Annotated in this window: 21 protein-coding genes; 8 read left to right on the plus strand and 13 right to left on the minus strand. The window is 71.8% G+C overall.

Annotation, left to right across the window (positions count from 1 at the left end; translation table 11 throughout):
* Positions 1 to 399: 399 nt before the first annotated feature.
* The 5 genes from rplS to ffh all read right to left on the minus strand — a co-directional run bounded on the left by rplS (position 400) and on the right by ffh (position 4,328).
* Positions 400 to 747 carry a 50S ribosomal protein L19 gene (gene rplS, locus VLK66_RS13070; RefSeq protein WP_325309869.1) on the minus strand — a complete coding sequence of 116 codons (348 nt, stop codon included), beginning with the start codon at positions 745 to 747 and terminating at the stop codon, positions 400 to 402.
* An 83-nt stretch (positions 748 to 830) separates the two neighbouring features.
* On the minus strand, positions 831 to 1,535 hold the full coding sequence (gene trmD / locus VLK66_RS13075) for a tRNA (guanosine(37)-N1)-methyltransferase TrmD (protein WP_325309870.1): 705 nt from the start codon (positions 1,533 to 1,535) through the stop codon (positions 831 to 833).
* The gene (gene rimM / locus VLK66_RS13080; RefSeq protein ID WP_325309871.1) at positions 1,535 to 2,068 is read right to left on the minus strand and encodes a ribosome maturation factor RimM; all 534 of its coding nucleotides are present in this window, start codon (positions 2,066 to 2,068) and stop codon (positions 1,535 to 1,537) included. Before rimM ends, trmD begins: the two co-directional genes overlap by 1 nt.
* Before the next feature lie 20 nt (positions 2,069 to 2,088).
* On the minus strand, positions 2,089 to 2,805 hold the full coding sequence (rpsP, locus tag VLK66_RS13085; RefSeq protein ID WP_325309872.1) for a 30S ribosomal protein S16: 717 nt from the start codon (positions 2,803 to 2,805) through the stop codon (positions 2,089 to 2,091).
* A 167-nt stretch (positions 2,806 to 2,972) separates the two neighbouring features.
* The gene (gene ffh / locus VLK66_RS13090) at positions 2,973 to 4,328 is read right to left on the minus strand and encodes a signal recognition particle protein (RefSeq protein WP_325309873.1); all 1,356 of its coding nucleotides are present in this window, start codon (positions 4,326 to 4,328) and stop codon (positions 2,973 to 2,975) included.
* Between the two features lie 343 nt (positions 4,329 to 4,671).
* Here ffh and VLK66_RS13095 point away from each other — a divergent pair, with 343 nt between their 5' ends.
* Positions 4,672 to 5,004, plus strand: a complete 333-nt coding sequence (locus VLK66_RS13095; protein ID WP_325309874.1) for a type II toxin-antitoxin system RelE/ParE family toxin — start codon at positions 4,672 to 4,674, stop codon at positions 5,002 to 5,004.
* Between the two features lie 23 nt (positions 5,005 to 5,027).
* The gene (locus VLK66_RS13100; protein WP_325309875.1) at positions 5,028 to 5,402 is read left to right on the plus strand and encodes a helix-turn-helix domain-containing protein; all 375 of its coding nucleotides are present in this window, start codon (positions 5,028 to 5,030) and stop codon (positions 5,400 to 5,402) included.
* Between the two features lie 166 nt (positions 5,403 to 5,568).
* Here VLK66_RS13100 and VLK66_RS13105 read toward each other — a convergent pair whose 3' ends face one another.
* The gene (locus VLK66_RS13105) at positions 5,569 to 8,730 is read right to left on the minus strand and encodes a Dyp-type peroxidase (protein ID WP_325309876.1); all 3,162 of its coding nucleotides are present in this window, start codon (positions 8,728 to 8,730) and stop codon (positions 5,569 to 5,571) included.
* Between the two features lie 453 nt (positions 8,731 to 9,183).
* Positions 9,184 to 10,917: a hypothetical protein gene (locus VLK66_RS13110; RefSeq protein ID WP_325309877.1), complete on the minus strand. Its 1,734-nt coding sequence runs from the start codon at positions 10,915 to 10,917 to the stop codon at positions 9,184 to 9,186.
* 275 nt (positions 10,918 to 11,192) lie between these two features.
* Here VLK66_RS13110 and VLK66_RS13115 point away from each other — a divergent pair, with 275 nt between their 5' ends.
* Together VLK66_RS13115 and VLK66_RS13120 are read left to right on the plus strand one after the other, a co-directional pair.
* Positions 11,193 to 11,765 (plus strand): GNAT family N-acetyltransferase, encoded by a 573-nt coding sequence (locus VLK66_RS13115; protein ID WP_325309878.1) that lies wholly within the window; start codon positions 11,193 to 11,195, stop codon positions 11,763 to 11,765.
* A gap of 145 nt (positions 11,766 to 11,910) precedes the next feature.
* Positions 11,911 to 12,831, plus strand: a complete 921-nt coding sequence (locus VLK66_RS13120) for an alpha/beta hydrolase (protein WP_325309879.1) — start codon at positions 11,911 to 11,913, stop codon at positions 12,829 to 12,831.
* A gap of 247 nt (positions 12,832 to 13,078) precedes the next feature.
* Here VLK66_RS13120 and VLK66_RS13125 read toward each other — a convergent pair whose 3' ends face one another.
* Complete coding sequence (locus tag VLK66_RS13125; RefSeq protein ID WP_325309880.1) at positions 13,079 to 13,954, minus strand: hypothetical protein; 876 nt, start codon at positions 13,952 to 13,954, stop codon at positions 13,079 to 13,081.
* Positions 13,955 to 14,144: 190 nt separating this feature from the next.
* On the opposite strand from VLK66_RS13125, the gene VLK66_RS13130 reads away from it, so the two are divergent.
* Together VLK66_RS13130 and VLK66_RS13135 are read left to right on the plus strand one after the other, a co-directional pair.
* Entirely contained in the window at positions 14,145 to 14,588 is a 444-nt protein-coding gene (locus VLK66_RS13130) for a transcriptional repressor (protein WP_325309881.1), read from the plus strand.
* 140 nt (positions 14,589 to 14,728) lie between these two features.
* Complete coding sequence (locus tag VLK66_RS13135) at positions 14,729 to 16,327, plus strand: FAD-binding oxidoreductase (protein WP_325309882.1); 1,599 nt, start codon at positions 14,729 to 14,731, stop codon at positions 16,325 to 16,327.
* Between the two features lie 258 nt (positions 16,328 to 16,585).
* Here VLK66_RS13135 and VLK66_RS13140 read toward each other — a convergent pair whose 3' ends face one another.
* The 3 genes from VLK66_RS13140 to VLK66_RS13150 form a co-directional block, all read right to left on the minus strand.
* A complete protein-coding gene (locus VLK66_RS13140) occupies positions 16,586 to 17,020 on the minus strand; it encodes an META domain-containing protein (RefSeq protein WP_325309883.1) in 435 nt (144 codons plus the stop codon).
* Between the two features lie 63 nt (positions 17,021 to 17,083).
* Positions 17,084 to 17,608, minus strand: a complete 525-nt coding sequence (locus VLK66_RS13145; RefSeq protein ID WP_325309884.1) for a DinB family protein — start codon at positions 17,606 to 17,608, stop codon at positions 17,084 to 17,086.
* 150 nt (positions 17,609 to 17,758) lie between these two features.
* Positions 17,759 to 19,093: a CCA tRNA nucleotidyltransferase gene (locus tag VLK66_RS13150; protein ID WP_325309885.1), complete on the minus strand. Its 1,335-nt coding sequence runs from the start codon at positions 19,091 to 19,093 to the stop codon at positions 17,759 to 17,761.
* Between the two features lie 200 nt (positions 19,094 to 19,293).
* On the opposite strand from VLK66_RS13150, the gene VLK66_RS13155 reads away from it, so the two are divergent.
* Positions 19,294 to 19,743, plus strand: coding sequence for a hypothetical protein (locus VLK66_RS13155; RefSeq protein WP_325309886.1), 450 nt, complete (start codon positions 19,294 to 19,296; stop codon positions 19,741 to 19,743).
* 132 nt (positions 19,744 to 19,875) lie between these two features.
* Here VLK66_RS13155 and VLK66_RS13160 read toward each other — a convergent pair whose 3' ends face one another.
* Positions 19,876 to 20,238, minus strand: coding sequence for a VOC family protein (locus VLK66_RS13160; protein WP_325309887.1), 363 nt, complete (start codon positions 20,236 to 20,238; stop codon positions 19,876 to 19,878).
* A gap of 139 nt (positions 20,239 to 20,377) precedes the next feature.
* Here VLK66_RS13160 and VLK66_RS13165 point away from each other — a divergent pair, with 139 nt between their 5' ends.
* Entirely contained in the window at positions 20,378 to 20,674 is a 297-nt protein-coding gene (locus VLK66_RS13165) for a helix-turn-helix domain-containing protein (protein ID WP_325309888.1), read from the plus strand.
* Between the two features lie 9 nt (positions 20,675 to 20,683).
* On the opposite strand, the gene VLK66_RS13170 is transcribed toward VLK66_RS13165, so the two are convergent.
* Positions 20,684 to 21,907 carry a hypothetical protein gene (locus VLK66_RS13170; protein WP_325309889.1) on the minus strand — a complete coding sequence of 408 codons (1,224 nt, stop codon included), beginning with the start codon at positions 21,905 to 21,907 and terminating at the stop codon, positions 20,684 to 20,686.
* Positions 21,908 to 21,927 lie beyond the last annotated feature (20 nt).

The following is a 21,927-nucleotide window of genomic DNA, read 5'->3' on the forward strand; positions in this document are numbered from 1 at the left end:
CGAGGGGAAGCGGCCCGCAGTGCGGCGGTGCCATTGAATCGCAGTGGGGCAGAAAGACGCACAACTGCCCCTGAGGCGGGTTTTGCCCTCCTCCAGGCCCTTGACACCGGCGCGTGCTCATAGAAGGGATGCGCGCCCGAAGGGCCGGGACGCCGCCGCGCCCGCGCCGATGCTGCGGGTCAACGGCGATCCCGTGCGCAGCGGGGGCCCGGCGCGGTTGGCAACAGTCGTATCGTTGCCTACCGCGCGCGCAGCCCGGTTTGGCGCCTGAGCGCCAAACACGCCCAAAACCCCACCGTTCGTCGTCATCCGAATCCCACAAACGCGAATCGCGGGGCGCGCCTCGATGAAGAGGCACGCCCCGCGACCGGAAAGGACGATCCGGATCCGGCGCGACTGTTACCGCTTGCCGCGCTCGCGGATGCGGGCGGCCTTGCCGCGCAGCGCGCGCAGGTAGTACAGCTTGGCCCGGCGCACCCGGCCCTCGCGCACCAGCTCGATGCTGGCCAGCATGGGCGAGTGCAGCGGGAACGTGCGCTCCACGCCCACGCCGCCGCTGATCTTGCGGACCTTGAAGGTCTCGCTGACGCCGCCGTGCTTGCGGCCGATGCAGACGCCCTCGAACGCCTGGATGCGCTCCTTGTCGCCCTCGCGCACGCGCACGTTCACGCGCAGGGTGTCGCCGGGGCGGAAGCTGGGGACGTTGTCCCGGAGATATTCCTTCTGGGTCTCGATGAACGGATGCATGAGGCGTCCTTTCGGGTTCAGTGTGTGAGAGGTTGGGCGGGCCACGCGCCTCGGGGCGGCGGCTCCGGTTCGGGCCCCAACGTCTAACCGTGCTCCGGGTGCTCCTCGAGGAGCAGCTCCGGCCGCCGCTCGCGCGTCAGGCCCAGGGCCCGCTCGCGCCTCCACGCGGCGATCTTCGCGTGGTCGCCGGACAGCAGCACGTCCGGCACCCGCATTCCCCTGTATTCGGCGGGGCGCGTGTACGACGGCGGCGAAAGCTCGCCGTCGTAGAAGCTGTCGGTCGACGCGCTCTCGTGGTCCGAGATCGCGCCGGGGAGCAGCCGCACCACCGCGTCCAGCACCGCCAGCGCCGCCACCTCGCCGCCCGAGAGGATGAAGTCGCCCAGCGACAGCTCCTCGTCGGCCAGGTGCTCGGCCACGCGGTGGTCCACATCCTTGTAGTGCCCGCAGAGGAGCGTGAGCTCCGGCTGCACGGCCAGCCGCACCGCGTCCTCGTGGGTGAAGCGCTTCCCCCGCGCGGACATCAGCACGATCCGCCCGCCGGGGCGCGCGGCCCCTTCCGGAGCCAGCGACTCGACGGCTTCCCAGAACGGCTCGGGCTTCATCACCATCCCGCTCCCGCCGCCGTACGGCAGGTCGTCGACCGTCTGGTGGCGGTCGTGGGTGAAGTCCCGGAGCTGCACCAGGTCGTACGACACCAGCCCGGCCGCCGCCGCCCGCGCGGGGATGGACAGCGAGAGCGGCCCGCGGAAGAAGTCGGGGAAGAGCGTGACGACGTGGATGCGCATCACAGCTCCAGCAGCCCCGCCGGCGGGTCGACCTCGACCACGCCTTCCGCCGGGTCCACCCGCGTCACCATCTCGCGGACGAAGGGGAGAAGGAGCTCCTTCTTCCCCTCCCGCTCCACGCCCAGGTACCACCCGCCCGGCGCGTCGTACACCTCGCGCACCACGCCGACCGGCTCGCCGGCGGCCAGCACGCGCAGCCCGATGAGCTGGTGGACGAAGGTCTCGTCCTCGGCCAGCGGCGCGGCGTCGCCCGCGGGGATCAGGAGCGAGCGCCCGCGGAGCGCGTCGAGCCGCTCGTCGCGCCCCGACAGCTCCGCGGTCTTCACCAGCAGCCCGCCCTTGAAGGGGCGCGCCCGCTCGATGGTGAGCGACCCCTCCACCGGGTTCCCGTTCGCGTCGCCCAGCCGGAGGACGCGTCCGGGGGCGAAGACGGCCGCGGGGTGGTCGGTTTCCACCCGCACGAACAGCTCGCCCTTGATGCCGTGCGGCTTCTGCACCCCGCCGACGATCAGCCAGCCGGCCGCGTCCGCCATCTCCGCTCCGCCGTTGGGGCTCAGCTCTGCGCGGGCTCCTCGCCCTCGGCGGCGGCCGGCGCCTCGGCGGGCGCGGCGTCGTCGGTGATCTGCGCGTTCACCGCGGTGTCCTCGGCAGCCGGAGCGGCCTCGGCCTCGGCCGCGGGGGCCTCGACGGCCGCGTCGGCCGCGGTGGTGTCGTCCTCGGGCGCCGTCTCGTCGGCCGCCGAAGCCGCCACGGGCGCCTCGTCGCCGCCGGTCACGCGCTCGGCCACCGCCTCGGCCGCGTCCTTCACCGTCTCGACCACCGAGGTGGCGGCGCCGGCCACGGCCGAGGCCGCGTCACCCGCCACGTCGGCCACCGCCGAGGCGGCGCTGCTGGCCGCGCCCGCCACGGCGGAAGCGACGGCCGAAGCCGCGCCGGCCGCCTTCGAGGCCGCGCCCTTCGCCGCCTTGCCCGCGGTCGAAGCCGCGCCGGCCACGGCGGTGGTCACGGTCTCCACCACGCCGGCCTCGTGGCCCACGCCCGCCTTGCGGAGGAGCGAGCGCACGGTGTCGGTGGGCACGGCGCCCTTGGCCAGCCACGCCTCGGCCTTCGCGTTGTCGACCTTGAGGGTCTCGGGCTTGGTGGTGGGGTTGTAGTGGCCGATGGTGGTCACGAACCGGCCGTCGCGCGGCATCGTGCTCTCGGCGATGACGATGCGGTAGTGCGGGGCCTTCTTCCGCCCCATGCGGCGGAGACGAATCTTCAGTGCCATCGAATCTCCTCGGGTCGACTGGCGGTGGCGTCCAGCCCGGCCGCGCGGAACCGCTCCGCGGGCGCGAACGGACGATCGAAAGGAAGTGCGTGAGTGCGGAAGTGCGGGAGTGCGCGGGCTCGCAGAGAACCAAAGCGCACTTCCGCACTCACGCACTTTCGCACTCCCTACATCCGGGGCATTCCCCCGAATGGAAGCCTGGGCATGCCGCCCTTCGGCAGCATCCCCTGCATGCCCTTCATCTGCTTCATGAACTTCTGCATGTCCTTGAACTGCTGCAGAAGCTGGTTGATCTCCGAAACCGGCCGCCCCGAGCCGCGGCCGATGCGGGCGCGGCGCTGGCCGTTCAGCATCTCGGGGCGCTTCCGCTCCTGCGGGGTCATCGAAAGGATGATGGCCTCGACGTGCTTGAACCGCTGCGGATCGACCTTCACGTTCTTCAGCATCTTGCTGTTCACGCCGGGGATCAGCTTCAGCAGGTTCTCCAGCGGCCCCAGGTTCTGGAACTGGCGCAGCGCGACCAGGAAGTCCTCCAGGTCGAAGCGGCCGGCGCCCATCACCTTGCGCTCGAGCTTGGCGGCCTCGTCGGCGTCGAAGGAGCGCTGCGCCTTCTCCACCAGGGCCACCACGTCGCCCTGCTGCAGGATGCGGCCGGCCATGCGGTCGGGGTGGAACTCCTCCAGCCCGTCCAGCTTTTCGCCCACGCCCAGGAACTTGATGGGCTTGTGGGTCACGCCGTAGATGGAGAGCGCGGCGCCGCCGCGGGCGTCGCCGTCCATCTTGGTCAGCACCACGCCGGTGACGTCGAGCGCCTCGTCGAAGCCCTTGGCGACGTTGACCGATTCCTGCCCGATCATCCCGTCGGCCACGAACAGGATCTCGTGCGGCTGCAGCGCCTCCTTCAGGCGCCGCAGCTCGTCCATGAGCTCCTCGTCGATCTGCAGCCGGCCGGCGGTGTCGAAGATGACCACGCGGTCGCGCTCGGTCTTCGCCAGCTCCAGCGCACGCTTCGCGATGCCCACCACGTCCTTCGAGCCGGGCTCGGCGTACACGGGAACACCTACCTGCTCGCCCAGCGTCTGCAGCTGCTCCACGGCGGCGGGGCGGTACACGTCGCAGGCCACCAGGCGCGTCTGGCGCATCTCGCGCTTCATCTTGCGCGCGAGCTTGCCGGCGGTGGTCGTCTTCCCCGACCCCTGCAGCCCCACCATCATGATCACGGTGGGGGGGATGGGGGCCAGCGCGAGGGGCGCGCGCTTCTCGCCGAGCATGGCGGTCAGCTCCTCGTGAACGATCTTCACGAGCTGCTGGCCGGGCGACACGGCCTTCAGCACCCGCTCGCCGAGCGCCTTCTCTTCCACGCGCTTCATGAACTCGCGCGTGACCTGGTAGTTGACGTCGGCTTCCAGCAGCACGCGGCGGATCTCGCGCAGCCCCTCGCGGATCATGGGCTCGGTGAGCACGCCGCGCTGGCGCAGCCCGCCGAGCACGCCTTCGAGCTTTTCGCTGAGCTGGTCGAACAAGGCCCGGTTACCCCGAAATGACGAAAAACGCCGCCCGGCAGCGGAGTGCGCTCAGGCGGGAGCAGCAAAGCCTTTGATTATAGCGGGGATGCGGAAAACGGGCAACCCGGGCAACCCGGGCAGGGAGTGCGGGAGTGCGGGAGTGCGGGAGTGCGGGAGTGCGGGAGTGCGGGAGCGGTGGTGGAACGCCACGTCTCGGCACCAGTGTGCCAGCGGTGGCGCAAATCGCACGAAGTGGTGCGGAGGATCGGGGGTGGAGCTATTTTCGGCGCGTAAGCCTTGGAGTAAGCCATTGACGCAGGTACGTCATTGGCTTATCCTATGTCCATGCGCCGGAGGCACGATGCTCATCGTCGAAACGCCGGTGTTCACGCGGCAGGTGCTGGCCGCCCTTTCCGACGACGACTACCGCGGGCTGCAGCTGGCGCTGGTCATGAACCCCGAGCGCGGCGTGGTCATCCGCGGGTCGGGCGGGCTGCGCAAGGTGCGGTGGGGCGCCGAAGGGCGCGGCAAGCGCGGTGGGGTGCGCACCATCTACTCCTACGCGCCGCGGCAGCAGGTCATCGTCATGCTGTTCCTGTTCGCCAAGAACGAGCAGGAAGATCTCACGCCCGAGCAGCTGCGCCGGCTGCGCGCGGTGGTGGAGCACGAGTTCGAAACGCGGGTGCCGGTCTGAAACGCTACGGGACCATGGGAGGGATGATGAAGGAGGAGATGTTCGACGAGCTGCTCGACAGCGTCCGCCAGGGCGGCGCCATCCTGCGCGGCGATGCGCAGCCGTCCCGCGCCTTCGAGTTCCCCGAGAAGGACGGTATCCCCGACGTGGCCGCCATCCGGGAGCGGTTCGGGGTGTCGCAGGCGCGCTTCGCGGAGATGATGGGGATCAGCCTCGGCACGCTTCGCAACTGGGAGCAGGGGCGGCGCGTTCCGGAGGGGCCCGCCAACGTCCTGCTGGAGGTGGCCTACAAGGCTCCCGACGTGGTCCGCCGCGTGGTCCGCGAGCGCCGCGCCCGCTTCGGCCAGCCGCTGGATCCGGCGGAGGCAGCCGATACCGGCGGCGATCCGGAGGAGTGACCCCCTCCCTTCCCCACCGCCGTTCTCGAGATTCCCGCGCTTCCGCCCTCTGCATCTAATCCCAAATCCGCTGAGACCTGTTTCACACAAATAAGCAGAGGAACAGAGATCTCTCTCCGCTCCTCTGCCCTCTCCGTGATCCCCATCTTTTCTTCTGGCGATCCACCTACCGCGGGTCCGACAGGTATCCCAGCGCCTTGATGCCGGGCATGAACAGGTAGGCGCCGCCGCGGACGGTGACGAAGCGCGGAAGCCTGTCCACGCGGTGGCGGACGGGGCACCGCTGCACGGTGAAGTGCGACACCTCTTCCGCGTGCGTGGCCGGGTCGGCAGGGTCGCGGTGCGGCGCGATCACCGGGTCGGGGTCGGAGTACAGCCCGTCGAACTTCATGCTGTTGACCCAGGTGCTCTGCACGAACTCGAACTGCCGCCCGATGTCGGTGTTGAAGCAGATGAAGTGCAGCCCGCGCTCACCCGCGCCGTCGCTTGCCAGGATGTCGGCAGGGTCGTACGACGCGGCCAGCGGCGGACCGTACGCGCGGCCGCGGCGCAGCAGGCGGTGGCGGTCGGCCACCAGCAGCGACTCGGCGGGGGTGGGGCCCATTCCGTCGCGCGGGTTGGTGCGGCGGATGTGCGAGCCCAGCGGGCAGCGCTCGCCGTGCAGGTCCTTCGCGTACAGGAACGCGTTCGCCTTCGCGGCGTCGAACTCCGCCGGCTCCTGGTCGGGCGCATCCTCCAGCGGCGTGCCGTTGGGCCACCGCCCCACCATCCGCGCGGCCAGCCACTTCCGGCGCACGGCGTCGTGCCCGGCCTTCTGGTCCATGAAGCTCCAGAACGCCTTCACGTCCTGCTCCATCTGCCGGAACACCACGTAGCTCCCGTTCTTCCCCAGGTCCAGCCGCTGGCCGAGCGTGGTGTCGTACGGGTCGGGCGGGGCCGCGGGGAAGAGCTTGCGCGCGGCGTCGGTCACGGGAACGCTCGGGGTCGCCGGCATGTTCCCGTACGCGTTGGGATAGCCGAGCACGACCTCGCCCGCGGGGACCTTCGGCTCGTTGCCGGGGGCGTCAGCGTCCGCCCGCAGGCCGTCGATGCGCGGCTGCGCGATGCCGTCGTGAAAGCCGAAATGCTCCCTGTCGCCCGCCAGCATCGCGCTCCCCAGCGGCGCGCCGAAGGTGGCGCCCGCGGCGGCCGCGTGCTTCGACTCCTCGTCCAGCAGCGCGCGCAGCCCGTCCGCCGTGGCGGCGAAGAGGAAGAGCATGGCATGCACGGTGGGGTTGTGCGGCCCGCCCCACGTCCACGTTCCCGGCGCCACCGGGCCCGTGTCGCCCAGCACGCGCTGCCGGTGCTCGCCCGTCATTCCCTCGATGAACTCGCGGCCGAAGGTGCCGAGCGTCGTCTCGTCCAGCCCCATCGCCTGCACGCCGGCGAAGGTGAGCCCCACGTTCACCGCCCGCCCCTCGCGCTCCACCTCGGCGCTCGACTTCGACGCGGGGGTGACGCGGCCGGCGAGCGCGCCGACCCACGCCCGCGCGGCACCGGGGTTCCGCGGGTCGGCGAAGTAGACGGGAACGTAGCAGGCCTCGCCCAGCTTCTTGTAGCTGCGGGCGACCAGCCCCTGCACGTCGGCCACTTCGATGGCCGGGGAGACGACCGGCTTCTCCGCCGGCGCCGTCGGGCTCGTGGCGCTCTGCGAGCCGTCGGCGAAGCGGCGCAGCCACTCCAGCGCGGCGGGCGCGTCCATCTCCTCGTACAGCCCCAGCCGGATGCGGCTGTTGTTGTTGATGTTGCTCACCGACAGCCAGCGGTAGGCGCTGTACCACACCTGCGTGGGGATCTGGCTGTCGCGCGAGTACGCCTTGAACTGCTGCTCGTTGGTCGCGCCGCCGCCGAACAGGCCGGTGGTGCGCGGGAAGCCGACGCAGTTGCTCCACACCGCCGTCAGCCCGTTGTGCGACTTGTCGATGAAGTCGCCCAGGTAGTTGTCCCAGCTCCCGTCGAAGTTGCTGAAGAACACCAGCCGCCGCCCGCCGTCCACGATCACCCACCGCGCGAAGTGGATGGAGGGGATGCCGGCCAGGTTCCCCTGGTTGCTCAGGTACTTCGCCGAGAGGTCGATGAACTTGAGCACCGCCCGCAGCACCAGCCCCCTGAACCAGAGCGGCCGCTTGATGTAGATGACGGAGCTCATCTCGTTCTGGACGATGCGGTCCTCGGTGCGCACCAGGTCGGCGGTGTGCTCCTTCACGTCGCCGCTCACGATCACCGGGTCGTGCGCGGCCAGCCAGAACAGGTACCCCACCGCGGCGCCGGCCAGCACGGCGACGGCGGCGGCGACGCCGAGCGTTCCCCAGAGCGCGGCCGCGGGCCCGAACGCCCAGCGCAGCACGCCGTACAGCGCGGCGAACACGAGCAGGACGATCGCGATGGCGGCCTGCTTCAGCATCGACGGCGGGAAGGCCGGCATGGGGTACGGGCCCGGCTTCACCGCGGTCCACTTCAGGTCCTCCTGCTCGCCGATGAAGGCCAGGATGCGCCTGCGGATCTCCAGCGGGTCGCCGGGAAAGTCCGGCTTCGCGGTCTCGGCGTCCAGGAACGCCTCCACCCGGTCGCGCAGGTGCGCCTCGCGGCGGATCTGGTCCACCGAGCGGTGCATCGTCCCCGTGTAGAAGGTGTTGGAGGCGATGCGGTGGCGCATGAAGAAGGCGTGCGCTGCCCGCCGGTCGGCATGCCCCGGCCACTCCTCGCAGTGCCCGAACACCTGGTCCAGCCCCGGCCCGGCCTCGCGCAGCAGCTCGTCGAAGTGCGCCTCCAGCGGCCCGTCGAAGTCGGTGGAGAAGAGGAGCTTGGCGGGGATCTCGGGCCCGTCGGCCTGCGGCTTTCCGTCGTACACCGGGATCGGCGCGTCCTTGGACGGCGAGGGCTGGTGCACCAGGATGCGCATGAAGTGCACGGTGCGCAGCCGCGCGAACGGGATGATGGGGTTGACCTCGATGTCCTCGCTCTCGGGCCGCGCGATGCGGTCGAGCAGTTCCAGCAGGTCCTTCATGTGGCCGGACTTGATGCGCGGCATCACCAGCAGCGACGACTGCGAGGTGCGGCCGTCCTTCGCCGCCGACGCGAGGTCCTCCGCGGGCGTGCGCGCGAGCGCCTGCGCCACGCGCTCGCGGCGGGCGGCGCGCTCGGCCGCGGCGCCGCGGCGGGCTTCGTCTTCCGAGACGATGGCGATGTCGAGCGGAACGAGGGGCGTGCCCGCCGGCGCATCGGACTGCGTGGCGCCGGGTGCCGGGGGCTGCTCGCCGGGTTCGGCGGGATTGGAAACGTCGCTCATGGGATGAGCCTCCTGCGGACGGGGACGGGGGACTGGAATGAAGGGAGATGCGCGGGGCGGCGCCCGCTGAGCCTGCTGCGTGAGCCGGAACGGGCTCCGGAGATGATCCGGTGACCGGCGATGCGGCCTGGATGCGCGCGGGTGGGATGGAGATGCGCGCGCAAGATGCATATTGCCGCAGCGGGAGCGGAAACGCCAGTCTCTCGGCCGGCGGAATCCGGTCCGCGGCGGACGCGCGGAAGCCGCATCACCCCCCGCGACGTGCTGCGCGAGGCGGGGGTCCCGCCGCTGGCGCGATGCGAATCATCCCCGACCGGAAAAGGATGGCTCGCCCGTCATCCGGCGGCTCTGCGCTCCCGCACCCGCCGCCTTGCCGGATCGTCCGCGGCCGGCGGACGAGCGGAGAAATGCCGCTCTTCGCTCGCCTCGCCCGTACCGCAGCACGTCCCGCGATCAGCCGTTCAGGACGTTCGCCGCCCAGTCGCCGTAGCCCATCCGCGCGCCGCCGGTGTCGAGCGTGATGTACGCGGCGGGGCTCCTGGCTTCCCAGTCGTAGCGCCAGACGGGGCTCACCACTTCGGCGGCGCTCCCGTCGGCGTAGCGCCCCCGAACGCGGCAGCGGAAGCTCCACACGCCCGCTCCGCCGGCGGAAGCGGGAACGCACGCGCTCCATCCGCTGGCGCCGGGCGACATGACGGTGGGCTGCACCTGCGCGGCGTCCTGGCCCGGCGGCGCCACGTACACCATCACGCCGCCGGGGTCCGCGGTGATGTACGTGCTCCAGTCGCCGTTCAGGTAGAAGCAGAAGCTTCCCCGCGCGCTGGACGCCGGCGTGGGGGCAGGGGTGGTGGCGCAGGCCTCGTTGCTGAACGGCGACACCCCGTCGCCGCCGTACGCGCGCACCCGGTAGCAGTGCGTGGACCCGGCGCCCAGATTGGCGTGGTCGAACCCGGTCCGCCCCTGCGGGAGGCGGGCAACGAGGGTGCCTCCTTCCCAGACCTCGAAGCCGGCCTCGTTGGACGCGTTGTCCTGCCAGGTAAGGTGGGTGGCGGAGTCGGAGACGGCGCTCGCCTGCAGGTTCGTGGGCGCGGCGGGGATGGCGGCGGCGGGCCCGTACCAGGTGTGCAGCAGGACCTGGCTGCCGTCTCCCGCGATGGGGCTCGGTCCGGCGCCGAGCAGGTCCAGGCGGCCCGCACCCCACGTGGTGGCGGCCGGCGTGTCGAAGAACGTCGCGACCGGCTCCGGGAGCTCGCACCAGCCGCCGGCCTGGTTGGGGTACCACCAGTGGTTGCCGTGGACCACGCCGGTGAAGTAGTCGGTGTACTCGCTGAACACGTCCAGCCGGCCCGGCGCCCAGGAAACGGCGGCCGGGGCGGAGCCGGCAAGCCCCGCGAGCATCTCCGGGCCGCCCCAGCCGTTCTGGTACCACCAGTGGTGCAGCCGCTGGTCGGTGCCGACGGCGAACACGTCCAGCCGTCCCGCGCCCCACGACACGGCGGCGGGCGCGGGCGAGGGGCGCCCCGCGGCGGGTGGCACCGGAAAGCTGCCTCCGCGCGGCTCGGGGCCCTGCCACCCGTGACCCTCGTACCACCAGTGCCAGAGCGTCCGGTCGTCGCCGGCGGCGAACACGTCCAGGCGGTTCGGTCCCCACGCCACGGCGGTCGGCGCAGACCACACCGTTCCGGCCAGCGGCTCGGGCCCGCCCCATCCGCCATCGAACCACCAGTGCAGGATGCGGCGGTCCTCGCCCACCGCGAATACGTCCAGCCGCCCCGCGCCCCACGACACCGCGTGGGGCCGCCCCAGCCAGCCGGCCGTGTTCCCCGCCAGCTCCTCGGGTCCTCCCCACTCCGACGTCCCCGGCCTGGGATAGTACCAGTGATACAGCCGCCGCCCCTCGCCGATGGCGAACACATCCAGCACGCCGGGCGCGCGCGAAACCGCCACCGGCGAGGTGTTCGGCGCCAGCGACGCAGGCCATCCCGGCCCCAGGTTCTCCGGCCCGCCCCAGCCGTAGCTCGTTCCGCCGGGATACCACCAGTGCGCCAGCGTGTTGGTGCCGCTTCCGGCCAGGCCGCCGGGCATGGCCAGCGCGAACACGTCCAGCCGGCCCGGGCTCCACGCCACCGCGGCCGGCGAAACACCGTGGATGTTGCCGCCGCGCGACTGAACCGGGTTCCAGGGCATACGGGCTCTCCTCCTTCCTCGGGTGGATGAGCAGCGGCGAACTCGGTGGGGAGACGCATGGGAATTCCAGGCGGAAGATGCGTGTGCGGCGGAGCGGCCCGCAATCCGTCCTCCAATCGTGGGGAAAATCGGCTCACGCGTCCGGATGCGGTGCCGCGGCGGGGGGAGATGGGCTCCACGCGAGAGATCGATCCCGTTGCGTGGACGGCGTGCGGATGTAGCTTCGGCGCTCGGTGAAGGCTTGCCGCACCACACGACTTCCGAACCCGCGCCGCATGATGCTCACGCCCCCGGTGATCGAGACCGAGCGCCTCGTCCTTCGCATGGCCGAGGTGCGCGACGCGCCGGAGATCGTGCGCTACTTCACCGGGAACCGCGCGCACCTGGCCGGCTCGCGGCCGCGGATGCTGCCGGATTTCTTCACCGAGGACTTCTGGCGCTCGCAGGCGCACGCGGCGCTCAGCGAGTTCCGCACCGACCGCTCGCTGCGGCTGTTCATGTTCGAGAAGCCGGCGGGGACGCGGGTGATCGGCAACGTGAACTTCGTGCAGTTCCAGCGCGGCGCGGCGTACTACTGCACGCTCGGCTACGGCATCGCCGCCGACCGCGAGGGGCGCGGGATGATGCGCGAGGCGCTGGAGGCCGGGATCCGCTACATGTTCGCCGAGCTGAACATGCACCGCATCCAGGCCAACTACGTTCCCTGGAACCGCCGCAGCGGCGGCCTCCTGCGCCGCCTGGGCTTCGTTGTGGAGGGCTACGCGCGCGACTACCTGTACCTGGATGGGCAGTGGCAGGACCACGTACTCACCAGCCTCACCAACCCGCACTGGCATCCGGAGGACTGACTCTCGCGTCCCTTGATCCGCCGCGCGTGGGTCATCGGTTGTCCCACCCGAAAGACATCGCACCCGCACGCCGACGGAGAGGAATCGGCCGCGAGAGGCGCATCTCCTCATCCCGCACCCACTTGACCGAACGATCGCCGCGCCGGTGCGCGGGGTACGGCCGGTGCAGGACAGCGCATCCCCTTCCCTCCCCCTCCCGCAGGCAAGGTGGACCGTGCGCCTCGATCTCCTTCCCGTCCTCTCCCTTTCCCTGCTCGCCGCCGGCTGCGCGACCATCTCCGTCCCCGAGAACCAGTTCTTCCATCCCGGCCACGCCGCGCTCCCCGCCAACGCCCGCGCGATGGCGGCATCCGCCGGGCTGCAGATCGAGGACGTGTGGTTCCGCGGCGCCGACTCTACGCGGCTGCACGGGCTGTTCGTGCGGACGCCGGGGGCGCGCAACACCATGCTGTACTTCGGCGGCGACAACTTCCGGCTGGCCACCGGCGGCGCCCCGGCCGCGCTGCTGCTGCGCTCGCTCGGCGTGAACGGCCTGCTGGTGGAATACCGCGGCTACGGCGAGAGCGAGGGGACGCCCACGCTGCCGCTGGTGAAGGACGACGCGCTGCGGGCGTACGACTACCTGGCCGCGCGCCCGGACGTGGACCGCTCGCGGATCGTGGTGCACGGGCTGTCGCTGGGCAGCTTCATGGCGCCGTACGTGGCCGAGCAGCGCGGCGCGGGCGTGCTGGTGCTGGAGGCCTCGGCGACCTCGGCGCGCGGCTGGGCGAAGGACCGCACGCCGTGGTACCGCAAGCCGTTCGTCCGCGTGCGCATGTCGCCCGCGATGAGCGCCGAGGACAACGTGGCGCGGCTGCGGCGCTACCGCGGTCCGCTGCTGCTGGTGGTGGGCGCCAACGATCCCGTCACCCGGCCGGAGATGTCGCGGCGGCTGTACCGCGCCTCGGCCACGCCGCCCGCGCGCAAGCGGCTGGTCGTGGCCGCGGGGAAGACGCACGGCGACGCGATGGCGAGCCCCGAGACGATCGCCGCCTATCGCGCGTTCCTGGCGGAGATGCTGCCCTAGAGTCGATGTGGTCCCGTAACTGACGTGCTGGACAGGCTATAGATCCTTCGGCCTGCAACGTTCTGCGTGGGGACATTTACAGTGTGGCCGGCCTCAGGATGACGTCAGGGGGAGCGGTGCACATCACTCGCGCTCCCGGCGGGTTCGGGATACACGATGACGGATGGGGATTAAAAGCCCGATCGCGCAGCCCCGGAATCCCCGAGGCTGCGCGATCGGCCTTCCATCTTCATCCCCCCTGATCCACCTACCGCGGCGGGTTGCCGATGCGGATGGTGTCGCGCGGCATCTGGTACCGTGGGTCGTCCACCGTGGGCGGGGCGGGCGGCGGGGGCGGAGGCTGCGCGGTGTCGCGCTGGCGTCCCCGGCCGCGCCGCGGCTGCTGCTGCACCGGCGGCTGCGGCACCAGCAGCGTGTCGAAGGGCGCGGGCGGCGGCACCGTCACCGGCGGGATGTCCTCCGGCGGCGGAGGCGGCGGCGGCGGCGGAGTTGGACGCTCGCGCGGGCGCTCGTCCACCGGCGCCGGCGCGGGGGGCGGTGGAGGCGGCGGCGCGGCGGCGGGCGACGTGCCCTCGCCCTTGCTGCTGTCCGCGGGCGGCGGGGGCGGCGGCACGTAGCCGCGCAGCCGCACGAACGGCTGTCCGCGCGGCGTGTGCACCAGCGCCGCGCGCGTGCCCGGCGGCCAGCTGGCGGCCGAGGGGAAGCCGGTCAGCTCGATCCACATGGTGTCGCGCACCACGTGGCCGCTCACGAAATTGCCCACGCCGCCGGCCTCGAAGGCCACGAACGCGAAGATCCCGTCGCGCCGCACCTCGCCGGTGAACGGGAACGCCACCCCCTCGCGAACGTACTGCCCGGCCACCGAGTCCAGCCGCTGCGTGGCGATCTGGAACTCGCCCGGCGGCACCAGGCGGTACACCTGCTCGCGCACTCGCAGCGTGTCGCGCGCCGGGTACTCGAAGCCCGTGAACAGCCACCTTCCCGACACCAGCGGCAGCCCCGCGCGCTCCTCGGGCGTGGGGCGGTGCAGCGGCGGAAGCGGCTCCACGTCCGCCTTCGCCTCGTTGCACGCCGCCGCGCCCAGCAGCGCCACCGCCGCCAGCAACGCCTTCAACCGTCTCACCGGCCGTCTCTCTCTGGGATTCTCTGATTCGTCAATCCGGGCGCACCCGCGCGCTCCGCGGGACGCACGGGGCGTGCCCGGCGCCCCCGCCCGGACCGGCGGGAGAGTTGACATGGTACCGCCACCCGTCTAGCTTCGACAGGGATACACGGCGCTTTTTCGCCGCTTTTACGCCACCGCTAGCACAGCCATGCCGACGATCGCGAGCGTCCTCCCGGAAGAAGCGGACGCGATGCTGCGCCGGGCGCTCGAGGCCCACGGCCAGCGCTTCACCGAGCAGCGCGCGGCCGTCTACCGCGTGCTGCGCGGCACCTGCGAGCACCCCACCGCCGACGAGGTCTTCACCGCCGTCCGCGGCGAGATCGCCGACATCTCCCTGGCCACCGTCTACAAGGCGCTGGAAACGCTGGTCAGCTGCAGCCTGGCGGTCAAGCTCACCTACGGCGACGACTCGGCCCGCTACGACGCGCGCACCGACGACCACTACCACTCGCGCTGCCTGGCCTGCGGGGTGGTCCGCGACGTGGCCGCCGAGGCCACCGAGGTGCCGCACTTCGAGGTCGGCGGCGGCTTCCGCGTCGAGGGGTACCGCGTGGAGGTGGTAGGGTACTGCCCGGCGTGCGCGGGGGCCTAGGGGACAGGGGACAGGGGACAGGGGACAGCAGGAAGGTAGTCCCCGCCGGCACATCATCTCCCCTGGTCCTGGAGATTCGGTAGATTGAGCGCTCTCCGGCCGTCCGCGCCGGGGGGCGTTCTCGTTTTCGGGAGATGGAGATGGAGCCCAACCGCGCGCTGGAAGCGAAGCCCGACGCCGCCGCATGGCCGCGCCCGCCCGCCGCGGCACCCGCCCTCGGGCCGATCGACGGCTTCGGCGGGCTGTTCCTGCTGGAGGTATCGGCGCGGACGGCGTACGGGCAGGCGTCCGGCATCCTGAGCGGCCTTCCTGACGCCGTCGCCGTTCCGCGCGACGCGGACGACGTGGCGGCGGTGGTGCGCTGGGCGGCGGCGCGCGGCCAGGCGCTCATCCCCCGCGCGGCGGGGACGGGGATGCCCGGCGGCAACGTGGGCCGCGGCGTCGCCGTGGACCTGCACCGGTTCTTCCGCGCCGCGCCGGAGATCGACGCCCCGGCGCGGACGGCGCGGGTGCAGCCGGGCGTCACCCTGGCCGAGCTGAACCGAGCCGCGGCGGGCGATGGACTGCTCTTTCCCGTCGATCCTTCCAGCGGCGACCGCGCCACCTTCGGCGGCATCGTCGCGAACAACTCCGGCGGCTCGCACACCGTCCTCCACGGCTCCGCGAGGGCGTGGATCCAGTCGCTGGACCTCGTGCTCGCGGACGGGACGAGGGTGGCGACGACGCGCGGCGAGGGCGAGCGGGATCCGCGGCTGGCCGAGATCCTGGCGCCGGTGGACGAGATGCTGGCGACGGGGCGCGGCGAGATCCTGGCACGCTGGCCGCGGGTGCGGAAGAACTCGTCCGGCTACGCGCTGAAGGAGTACCTGGAGAGCGGCGACGCGGTCGATCTCCTCGTTGGCAGCGAGGGGACGCTGGCGCTGGTGACCGGCGCGACGGTGCGGCTGGCGCCGATGCCCCGGGCGCGCGGGCTGGCGCTGGTGGAGTTCACCGACCTGGCCGCCGCCGGCGCCGCGGTGGAGCAGATCCTCACGCTCCGCCCGTCGACCTGCGAGATCATCGACCGCACCTTCATCGACCTGGTCCGCCAGGGCGACGAGGACCCCGGCTACCCGCTGCGCGAAGGGCTGGAGGCGATCCTGTTTGTGGAGATGGAGGGCGATTCGGAGGACGAAGTTGCCGCGAGGCTCCGCGCGCTGGAGACGGCGATGGCGGGCGTCGCGGACCGCGTGTCGATTGCGACGGATGCGGCGCAACGTGAGCGGTTCTGGCACGTGCGCCACGCCGCCAGCCCCATGATCGCGAAGCTGGCGGGCCACCGCGTGTCGATGCAGTTCATCGAGGACGGCGTCGTTCCGGTCGCGCGCCTTGCCGACTACATCCGCCTGCTGCGCCGCATCCTGGGCGAGCGCGGCCTTCCCGCCGTGATCTTCGGCCATGCGGGCGACGGCAACCTGCACGTGAACCCGCTGGTGGACGTGAAGAAGCCCAGGTGGCGCGAAGAGGTCGAGGAGGTCGTGTACGAGGTGGCCGAGGGGGTGGCCGCGCTGGGCGGCACGATGACCGGCGAGCACGGCGACGGCCGCCTCCGCGCGCCGCTGCTGGAAACCATCTGGGGCACGGAGATGGTGGCCCGCTTCCGCGCGGTGAAGGACGCCTTCGACCCCGCCGGCATCCTCAACCCCGGCGTCATCCTCCCCCTCCCCGGCCAGCGCCCGCTGGACGGCATCCGATACTGATCTCAGAATCCGGCGGAAGAATCCCGGCCTGAAATAGACAAGTTCGCCGACTCGCCCCCTCACCGGCGGCTGAAGCCGCAGCAACAACTACGGGAAGCCTCGCCAACTGCGCGAGGCTGATCCGCTCACTCCGCGGCATCGGCGCTGAATTCCCGGATTCGGTGATTTCTGGATCTGGCATGAGAAGCGGCCCCGCGGAGATTTCATCGCCGCAGGGCCGTCGGTTCTCGATCCGTCACTCGGCGGAGATGCCCGGGATCAGGGCGCGGTGAAGCGGGCCAGCACCGCGCCGCCGTCGCCCAGCAGCTCGAGCGCGCCGCCGCTCAGGCGGTACGAGCGCGTGGCGGCGATGGCGGTGAGATACGCCTGCTCCAGTTCCATCCCCGCCGCGCAGGCCATCCGCGTGGAGACGGGCGCGGTGAACCGGAGCGCGGCGCCGCTCATCTCGTAGGTGCTGGAGAAGCGGTTGCACCCCGCGAAGCCGCTGGCGCGGTCGGGGGCGAGCTGCAGCGTGGGCGCCTCGCCGCCGGCGCCGGTTCCCGCCGGGCGCCCGTTCACCTCCACCAGCGTCCACTGGCGCTCCCGGATGTCACCCATGCTTCCTCCGGCGGCCGCGTTCGTGTTGCGATGGCAGCCGGGGAGCGCCGTCAGCGCCGCCGCGGCGAGCAGAATTCCCATCAGCCGTCGTGTCATCGGTCACTCCTCGAATCCGGAATCTCCGCCCCTCGTCTTCCCTGTCCTACCCGCCCCGGGCGCTCAGGCTCCCGCCGCCTGTGCAAGATTGCGCGCAACCCTCGCGGTGGTGACGACCTGGCCGACGTGGCGCTGGGTGTGCTCGGCGGCGTGGAAGAGGAGGCCCAGGACGTTGCTGGGCAGGCGCTGGCGGCCGACTTCGCGCGGGTCCAGCAGCGTGGTGGGATCGGTGGCGCGGAGCTGGGCGAGCGCCTTCTCGATCGTCGTCTCCACGAGGTGGATCAGCTCGCGCGCGGAGGGCGGCGGCTCGCCGGGCGACTGCTCGCGCGCGAGCGCGGCGAACTGCTCGTCGCCCAGCTGCTGGCCGCGCGCGTAGGTGAACAGGCGGTCGAGCGAGCCGGCCAGGTGCATCGCGTGGAAGCCGGCGGACGCGGCGCCGCCGGGGCGCGACCAGAGCACGCCGCCCGGCAGGCCGGCGAGCGCGGCGGCGACGTCCTCGCGCGCCATGACCAGCGCGTGCGCGACCGGCATCAGCAGCGGCGGAATTCCCTCCGCGGGGCCGCGGAGCCACGGCTCGGGCTGGCTCATCTCGTCATCTCCCAACGGTTTCTGGATAGATAGAACGTGCGCGATCGGGCTTCCTCACCGGCAACTGAAGTCGCAGCAACAACCACGGGAAGCCTCGCAAACCGCGCGGGGCTGTTCGGCCGGCAGCGGTTTGGGAAGCCGGATCATCGATCATTCGTCGTCGATCAGCTCGCTTTCGACGATCCGGGTGAGCGCGGCGGGGGTGTTTAGGGACGGGTCGTCGGTGACGCGCTCGAGGAGGGCGCGCAGGATGTCGCCCATGCGCGGGCCGGCGGCGATGCCCAGGGCGCGCAGCTCGGCGCCGCCGACGGCCAGGTCGCCGATCTCCAGCGCGGCGCCGCGGCGCATCTCCGCGTCGGCGCGGCGGCGGAGCGCCCCAGCCTCACGGATGCGCGCGGCGTCCGGATGGGCGCGGCCGCGCGCGTTCGCCATCTCCAGACGCAGCACGTCGTGCACGTACGCGCGCCCCACGCGGCGCAGCCACCGGCGCACCTGCGGCGCGGGCGCGTCGTGCGCGGGAAGGTCCTCGTGCTGGGCCACCAGGTGCACCGCCTGGTCGCGGTCGGCGTTGGAGAACTTCAGCCGCGTCATCAGCCGCAGCGTGGCCGCGGCGCCGGCGGCGGCGTGGTCGGGGAACTCCGCGCGGCCGTCCATCTCCATCCGCGTCAGCGGCTTGCCGATGTCGTGCAGGAGCGCGGCGAGGCGCAGGTGCTGCTTCGCCTCGGATGCGTCCACCGTGCGCAGGAGGTGCGTCCACACGTCCTCATCCCCATCCCCCACCCCCACGCACGCCTGCAGCTCGGGGAACAGCGCGGCGAGCGCGCCGGACCGCTCGTACAGCCGCAGCGAGTCGGAGGGATTCGCGACGTGGCGCAGCACCTTCAGCAGCTCCTCGCGCACCCGCTCTGCGGAAAGGAGCGGGAGCTCGGGCGCGGCTTCCATCGCCGCCTCCCACGTGGCCGCATCGATGCGCATCGCGAACCGCCCGGCGAAGCGGAGCGCGCGGAGGACGCGCAGCCGGTCCTCGCGGAAGCGCTCGCGCGCGTCGCCAACGGTGCGGAGAATCCCCTCGCGCAGGTCGGCGGCGCCGTGGTGCGGGTCGCGCAGCTCGCCCGTGAGCGGGTGCCAGGCGATGGCGTTGATGGTGAAGTCGCGCCGCGACAGGTCTTCCTCCACCGTGTCGCTGAACGAGACCTTCGCGTGCCGGCCGTCGGTCTCCACGTCGCGGCGGAAGGTGGTCACCTCGTACAGGTGCTTCCCGATCACCACGCCCACGGTGCCGTGCGCGATGCCGACGGGCACGGTGTGCCGGAAGATGCGCTGCACGTCGCGCGGGCGGGCCGCCGTCGTCAAATCCCAGTCGTACCTGTGCGGGTGGCCCGCCAGCCCGTCGCGCACCGCGCCGCCCACGGTCCACGTCTCGAACCCCGCCTTTTCCAGGCGCCGCACGATGTCCACGACCTCGGCGGGCGGGCGCAGATCCACGGCATGAGCGTCGGGAGATGGGGATCGGGAAGCGGTCACGGCTGCGGCGCGGGGCGGACGGAGCGGGGAATCATCCGATCCCCGGGAGCCGACTGAGACCGGCCGCAAGTAGCGCGACCGCAAAGGCTTGGCGAAACTGATACATAGGGTTATCTTTTGCGGTCCACCCAAGGCCCTGTCCGCTCTCCCACCCGACCCGGATGAGAATCTTCGACCTGCTGGAGCGCTCCAGCGCGACGGAGCCGTTCCGCGACGCCGTGCTGCGCTTCGTCCGCGACGGGCGCTCGAACGACCGCATCGCGTTCAACCGGGACTGCCCGGCCGTGAAGGTGGAACGCACCGTGACCAAGGTGCTGGAAGAATACCCGGAGCTGCACATCGAATCAATCGACGTGCGCGGCGTGTCCGGCTGCGAGTTCTTCCGCGGGGTGATGGAGGTGCACACGGGCGCCGAGCTTCGCCGCATCACCTTCCACTGGGACTGCAAGTGGAAGGCGCAGGAGATGGGGTGGCACGACTACTTCGGCTTCCCCGACCAGGCCCGCGCCGCGCGCGAGTTCGGCCACAACTGCTTCCGCACCTGGAACGAGGACGCGGTGAAGCTGAAGGGGATCGCGATGGCCGGCGAGCCGGAAGCGGTGCCCGCGTAGGGAAGTACGAAAGTACGGAGAGTACGGGAGTACGAAACGGAGAACGGCCGTCCCGGCGAGGGACGGCCGTTTCTGCGCCGGTGATTGTCGCCGGCACCGTGCTCCACAGCGTCTGCGTGAAGCCCGGCTTTTCTACTTCGAGGAGAGGACGAAGGTGTTGCCGTCCGGATCCTTGAAGATGGCGGAGGTGCCCCAGTGCTCGGTCTTCGGCGGCTGCACGAACTCCACGCCGCGCGCGGACAGCTCGTCGTACGTCTTCTGCACGTCATCGCTGGCGAACGACAAGTTCATGAAGCCGCCGATGCGGTCCTCCTGGCCCGGCGGCGTGAAGAGCACGATCCCCGTGTCCGCACCGGGAATGCGCAGCTCGATCCAGCGCTGCTCGCCGAACGGCTGGTCGGTGACGACGCGGAAGCCCAGCGCCTGCGTGTAGAACTCGAGCGCGCGGTCCTGGTCGCGCGTGGGGATGCTGACGAACTTGACGGCCTTGATCATGGTTCCGGCTCCACGTTTCCTGTGGGTTTTCGACTGCGACGCGGCGACAACGAAACAGCCGGAACGCTTGCGCCACAAGGCGCGCAGCCGGCACTTTGGCATCGGTTGCCACAGCCGCCTCCCTCCCCCGCCACCGCCGATGCCCATTCTCCTGGACGACTACGTGGTCGAGACGCTGATGCCCGATCTGGTCGGCCACGACCGCCATCCCTCCGCCTTCCTCGTCTACCTCGCCCTCTGGCGCCTGACGGAAGGCGGTGAGCACGAAGCCGTCGCCTCCCTGCGCCAGCTGGCGGAGGAGACGGGGTTGTCGCGCCGCGCGGTGCAGGACGCCGTCGCCCGGCTGGCGACCCGCAAGCTGGTGGAGGTGGAGCGCGCGGGGATCACCGACGTGCCGGCGTACCGGGTGCTGCGTCCGTGGGCACGGAGCGGGTGACGGGCGGCGTCACGGCGTCCGCTCGCGCGCGATGCGGCAGAGCACGGCGGGGACGGGGCTGTTGTCCGGGGCGGGCGCCCACCTGTCGAACCCGGGCGGGGGCGGCTCGTTGTGCACGTCGCGGCCGCGGAACCGGGTGACGCGGCGCTTCATCCGCATCTGCCCGTTCGCGCAGTTGAACTCGAAGTCGAAGCGGGTGGCGTCCACCGGCCCGTACGCCGAGGTGGACGGCCTTCCGCTCTCCACCATCATGGTCGCGGCGTACACTCCGCCTCCCAGCGAGGTGATGGAGCCCGGCTGCAGCAGCCGCCGGGCCTCCACATCCTCGCTCATCACGATCCACCCGGGCGGCACCGGCCCGAAGGAGCGCACCGGCGCGGGCGCCGTCACCACCGCCGGCCCTTGCCCCGCCGCCCGGCAGACGGCGTCCAGCACACGCGCCGGGTCGGTGCCCGCGAGGGCCGGCACCCAGGCGGCCGCCGCAGGTGTATCGAAGCTCTTCCGCTGCCCGCGGAGGTAGACGGCTCCACCCATCACCCGCACGCGCCCCGCCGCGCAGTCGAACTCCATCCGGAACTCCACCCCGTCGAACTGGACGATTCCCACGGTGCGGGCGTTCACGTACTCGATGCGCGAGACCGCGGCCAGCACCCCGCCGACGCGCCGCTCCACCTGCGAGGTGTTGGCCAGGGTACGGCTTCCCGGCGCGGACCGCACCGTGGTCCACCCGGCGGGAAGGCTCGGGAAATCCGATTCGCGGCGCTCCATCGCGTCGAGGAACGCCGGGCCGCGCCACTGCAACTGCACCGTGCCCTTGCCGGTGTGCGCATCCGGGATGACGGCCACGCTCAGCGACGTCAGCCCGTGCTCCCACACGCGCATCTCCGGCCGCTGGTCGATGGGTTCGCCGAGGAGCGCCTGCAACGAATCGACGAGGGCGCGGAACCGCGCCTCCACGCCCGCGCCGCGTGCGGCGTCGATCTGCACGAAGCGGATGACGCGGCTTCCGTCCACGTACACGTTCACCTCGGCACGGTCGCGGCGGACGAACGCCAGGTCGCCCGACGGCGTGGCGGTGTGGAACGGCCACCCGAGCGCCTCGATCCGCGCGCGGACGCTGTCCACCGGCGTCTCCCACGGGATCCCGGCGAAGCGGATCTCCTGCGCCGGGAGCGATGCCGCGGTGCTCGCGAGGCACGGGAGAACGAAGAAGGCGGAGAGGATGCGTCGCATGGGATGGGAGGTGGGATGAA

This window comes from Longimicrobium sp. (genome assembly GCF_035474595.1).
In the GTDB taxonomy this organism is placed as follows: Bacteria; Gemmatimonadota; Gemmatimonadetes; order Longimicrobiales; family Longimicrobiaceae; genus Longimicrobium.

Excerpts from the sequence above, each read along its gene's own strand:
- rplS (WP_325309869.1), bottom strand. The coding sequence starts at position 747 with ATGCATCCGTTCATCGAGACCCAGAAGGAATATCTCCGGGACAACGTC.
- trmD (WP_325309870.1), bottom strand. The coding sequence starts at position 1,535 with ATGCGCATCCACGTCGTCACGCTCTTCCCCGACTTCTTCCGCGGGCCG.
- rimM (WP_325309871.1), bottom strand. The coding sequence starts at position 2,068 with ATGGCGGACGCGGCCGGCTGGCTGATCGTCGGCGGGGTGCAGAAGCCG.
- rpsP (WP_325309872.1), bottom strand. The coding sequence starts at position 2,805 with ATGGCACTGAAGATTCGTCTCCGCCGCATGGGGCGGAAGAAGGCCCCG.
- VLK66_RS13095 (WP_325309874.1), top strand. The coding sequence starts at position 4,672 with ATGCTCATCGTCGAAACGCCGGTGTTCACGCGGCAGGTGCTGGCCGCC.
- VLK66_RS13100 (WP_325309875.1), top strand. The coding sequence starts at position 5,028 with ATGATGAAGGAGGAGATGTTCGACGAGCTGCTCGACAGCGTCCGCCAG.
- VLK66_RS13105 (WP_325309876.1), bottom strand. The coding sequence starts at position 8,730 with ATGAGCGACGTTTCCAATCCCGCCGAACCCGGCGAGCAGCCCCCGGCA.
- VLK66_RS13110 (WP_325309877.1), bottom strand. The coding sequence starts at position 10,917 with ATGCCCTGGAACCCGGTTCAGTCGCGCGGCGGCAACATCCACGGTGTT.
- VLK66_RS13115 (WP_325309878.1), top strand. The coding sequence starts at position 11,193 with ATGATGCTCACGCCCCCGGTGATCGAGACCGAGCGCCTCGTCCTTCGC.
- VLK66_RS13130 (WP_325309881.1), top strand. The coding sequence starts at position 14,145 with ATGCCGACGATCGCGAGCGTCCTCCCGGAAGAAGCGGACGCGATGCTG.
- VLK66_RS13135 (WP_325309882.1), top strand. The coding sequence starts at position 14,729 with ATGGAGCCCAACCGCGCGCTGGAAGCGAAGCCCGACGCCGCCGCATGG.
- VLK66_RS13140 (WP_325309883.1), bottom strand. The coding sequence starts at position 17,020 with ATGACACGACGGCTGATGGGAATTCTGCTCGCCGCGGCGGCGCTGACG.
- VLK66_RS13145 (WP_325309884.1), bottom strand. The coding sequence starts at position 17,608 with ATGAGCCAGCCCGAGCCGTGGCTCCGCGGCCCCGCGGAGGGAATTCCG.
- VLK66_RS13155 (WP_325309886.1), top strand. The coding sequence starts at position 19,294 with ATGAGAATCTTCGACCTGCTGGAGCGCTCCAGCGCGACGGAGCCGTTC.
- VLK66_RS13160 (WP_325309887.1), bottom strand. The coding sequence starts at position 20,238 with ATGATCAAGGCCGTCAAGTTCGTCAGCATCCCCACGCGCGACCAGGAC.
- VLK66_RS13165 (WP_325309888.1), top strand. The coding sequence starts at position 20,378 with ATGCCCATTCTCCTGGACGACTACGTGGTCGAGACGCTGATGCCCGAT.
- VLK66_RS13170 (WP_325309889.1), bottom strand. The coding sequence starts at position 21,907 with ATGCGACGCATCCTCTCCGCCTTCTTCGTTCTCCCGTGCCTCGCGAGC.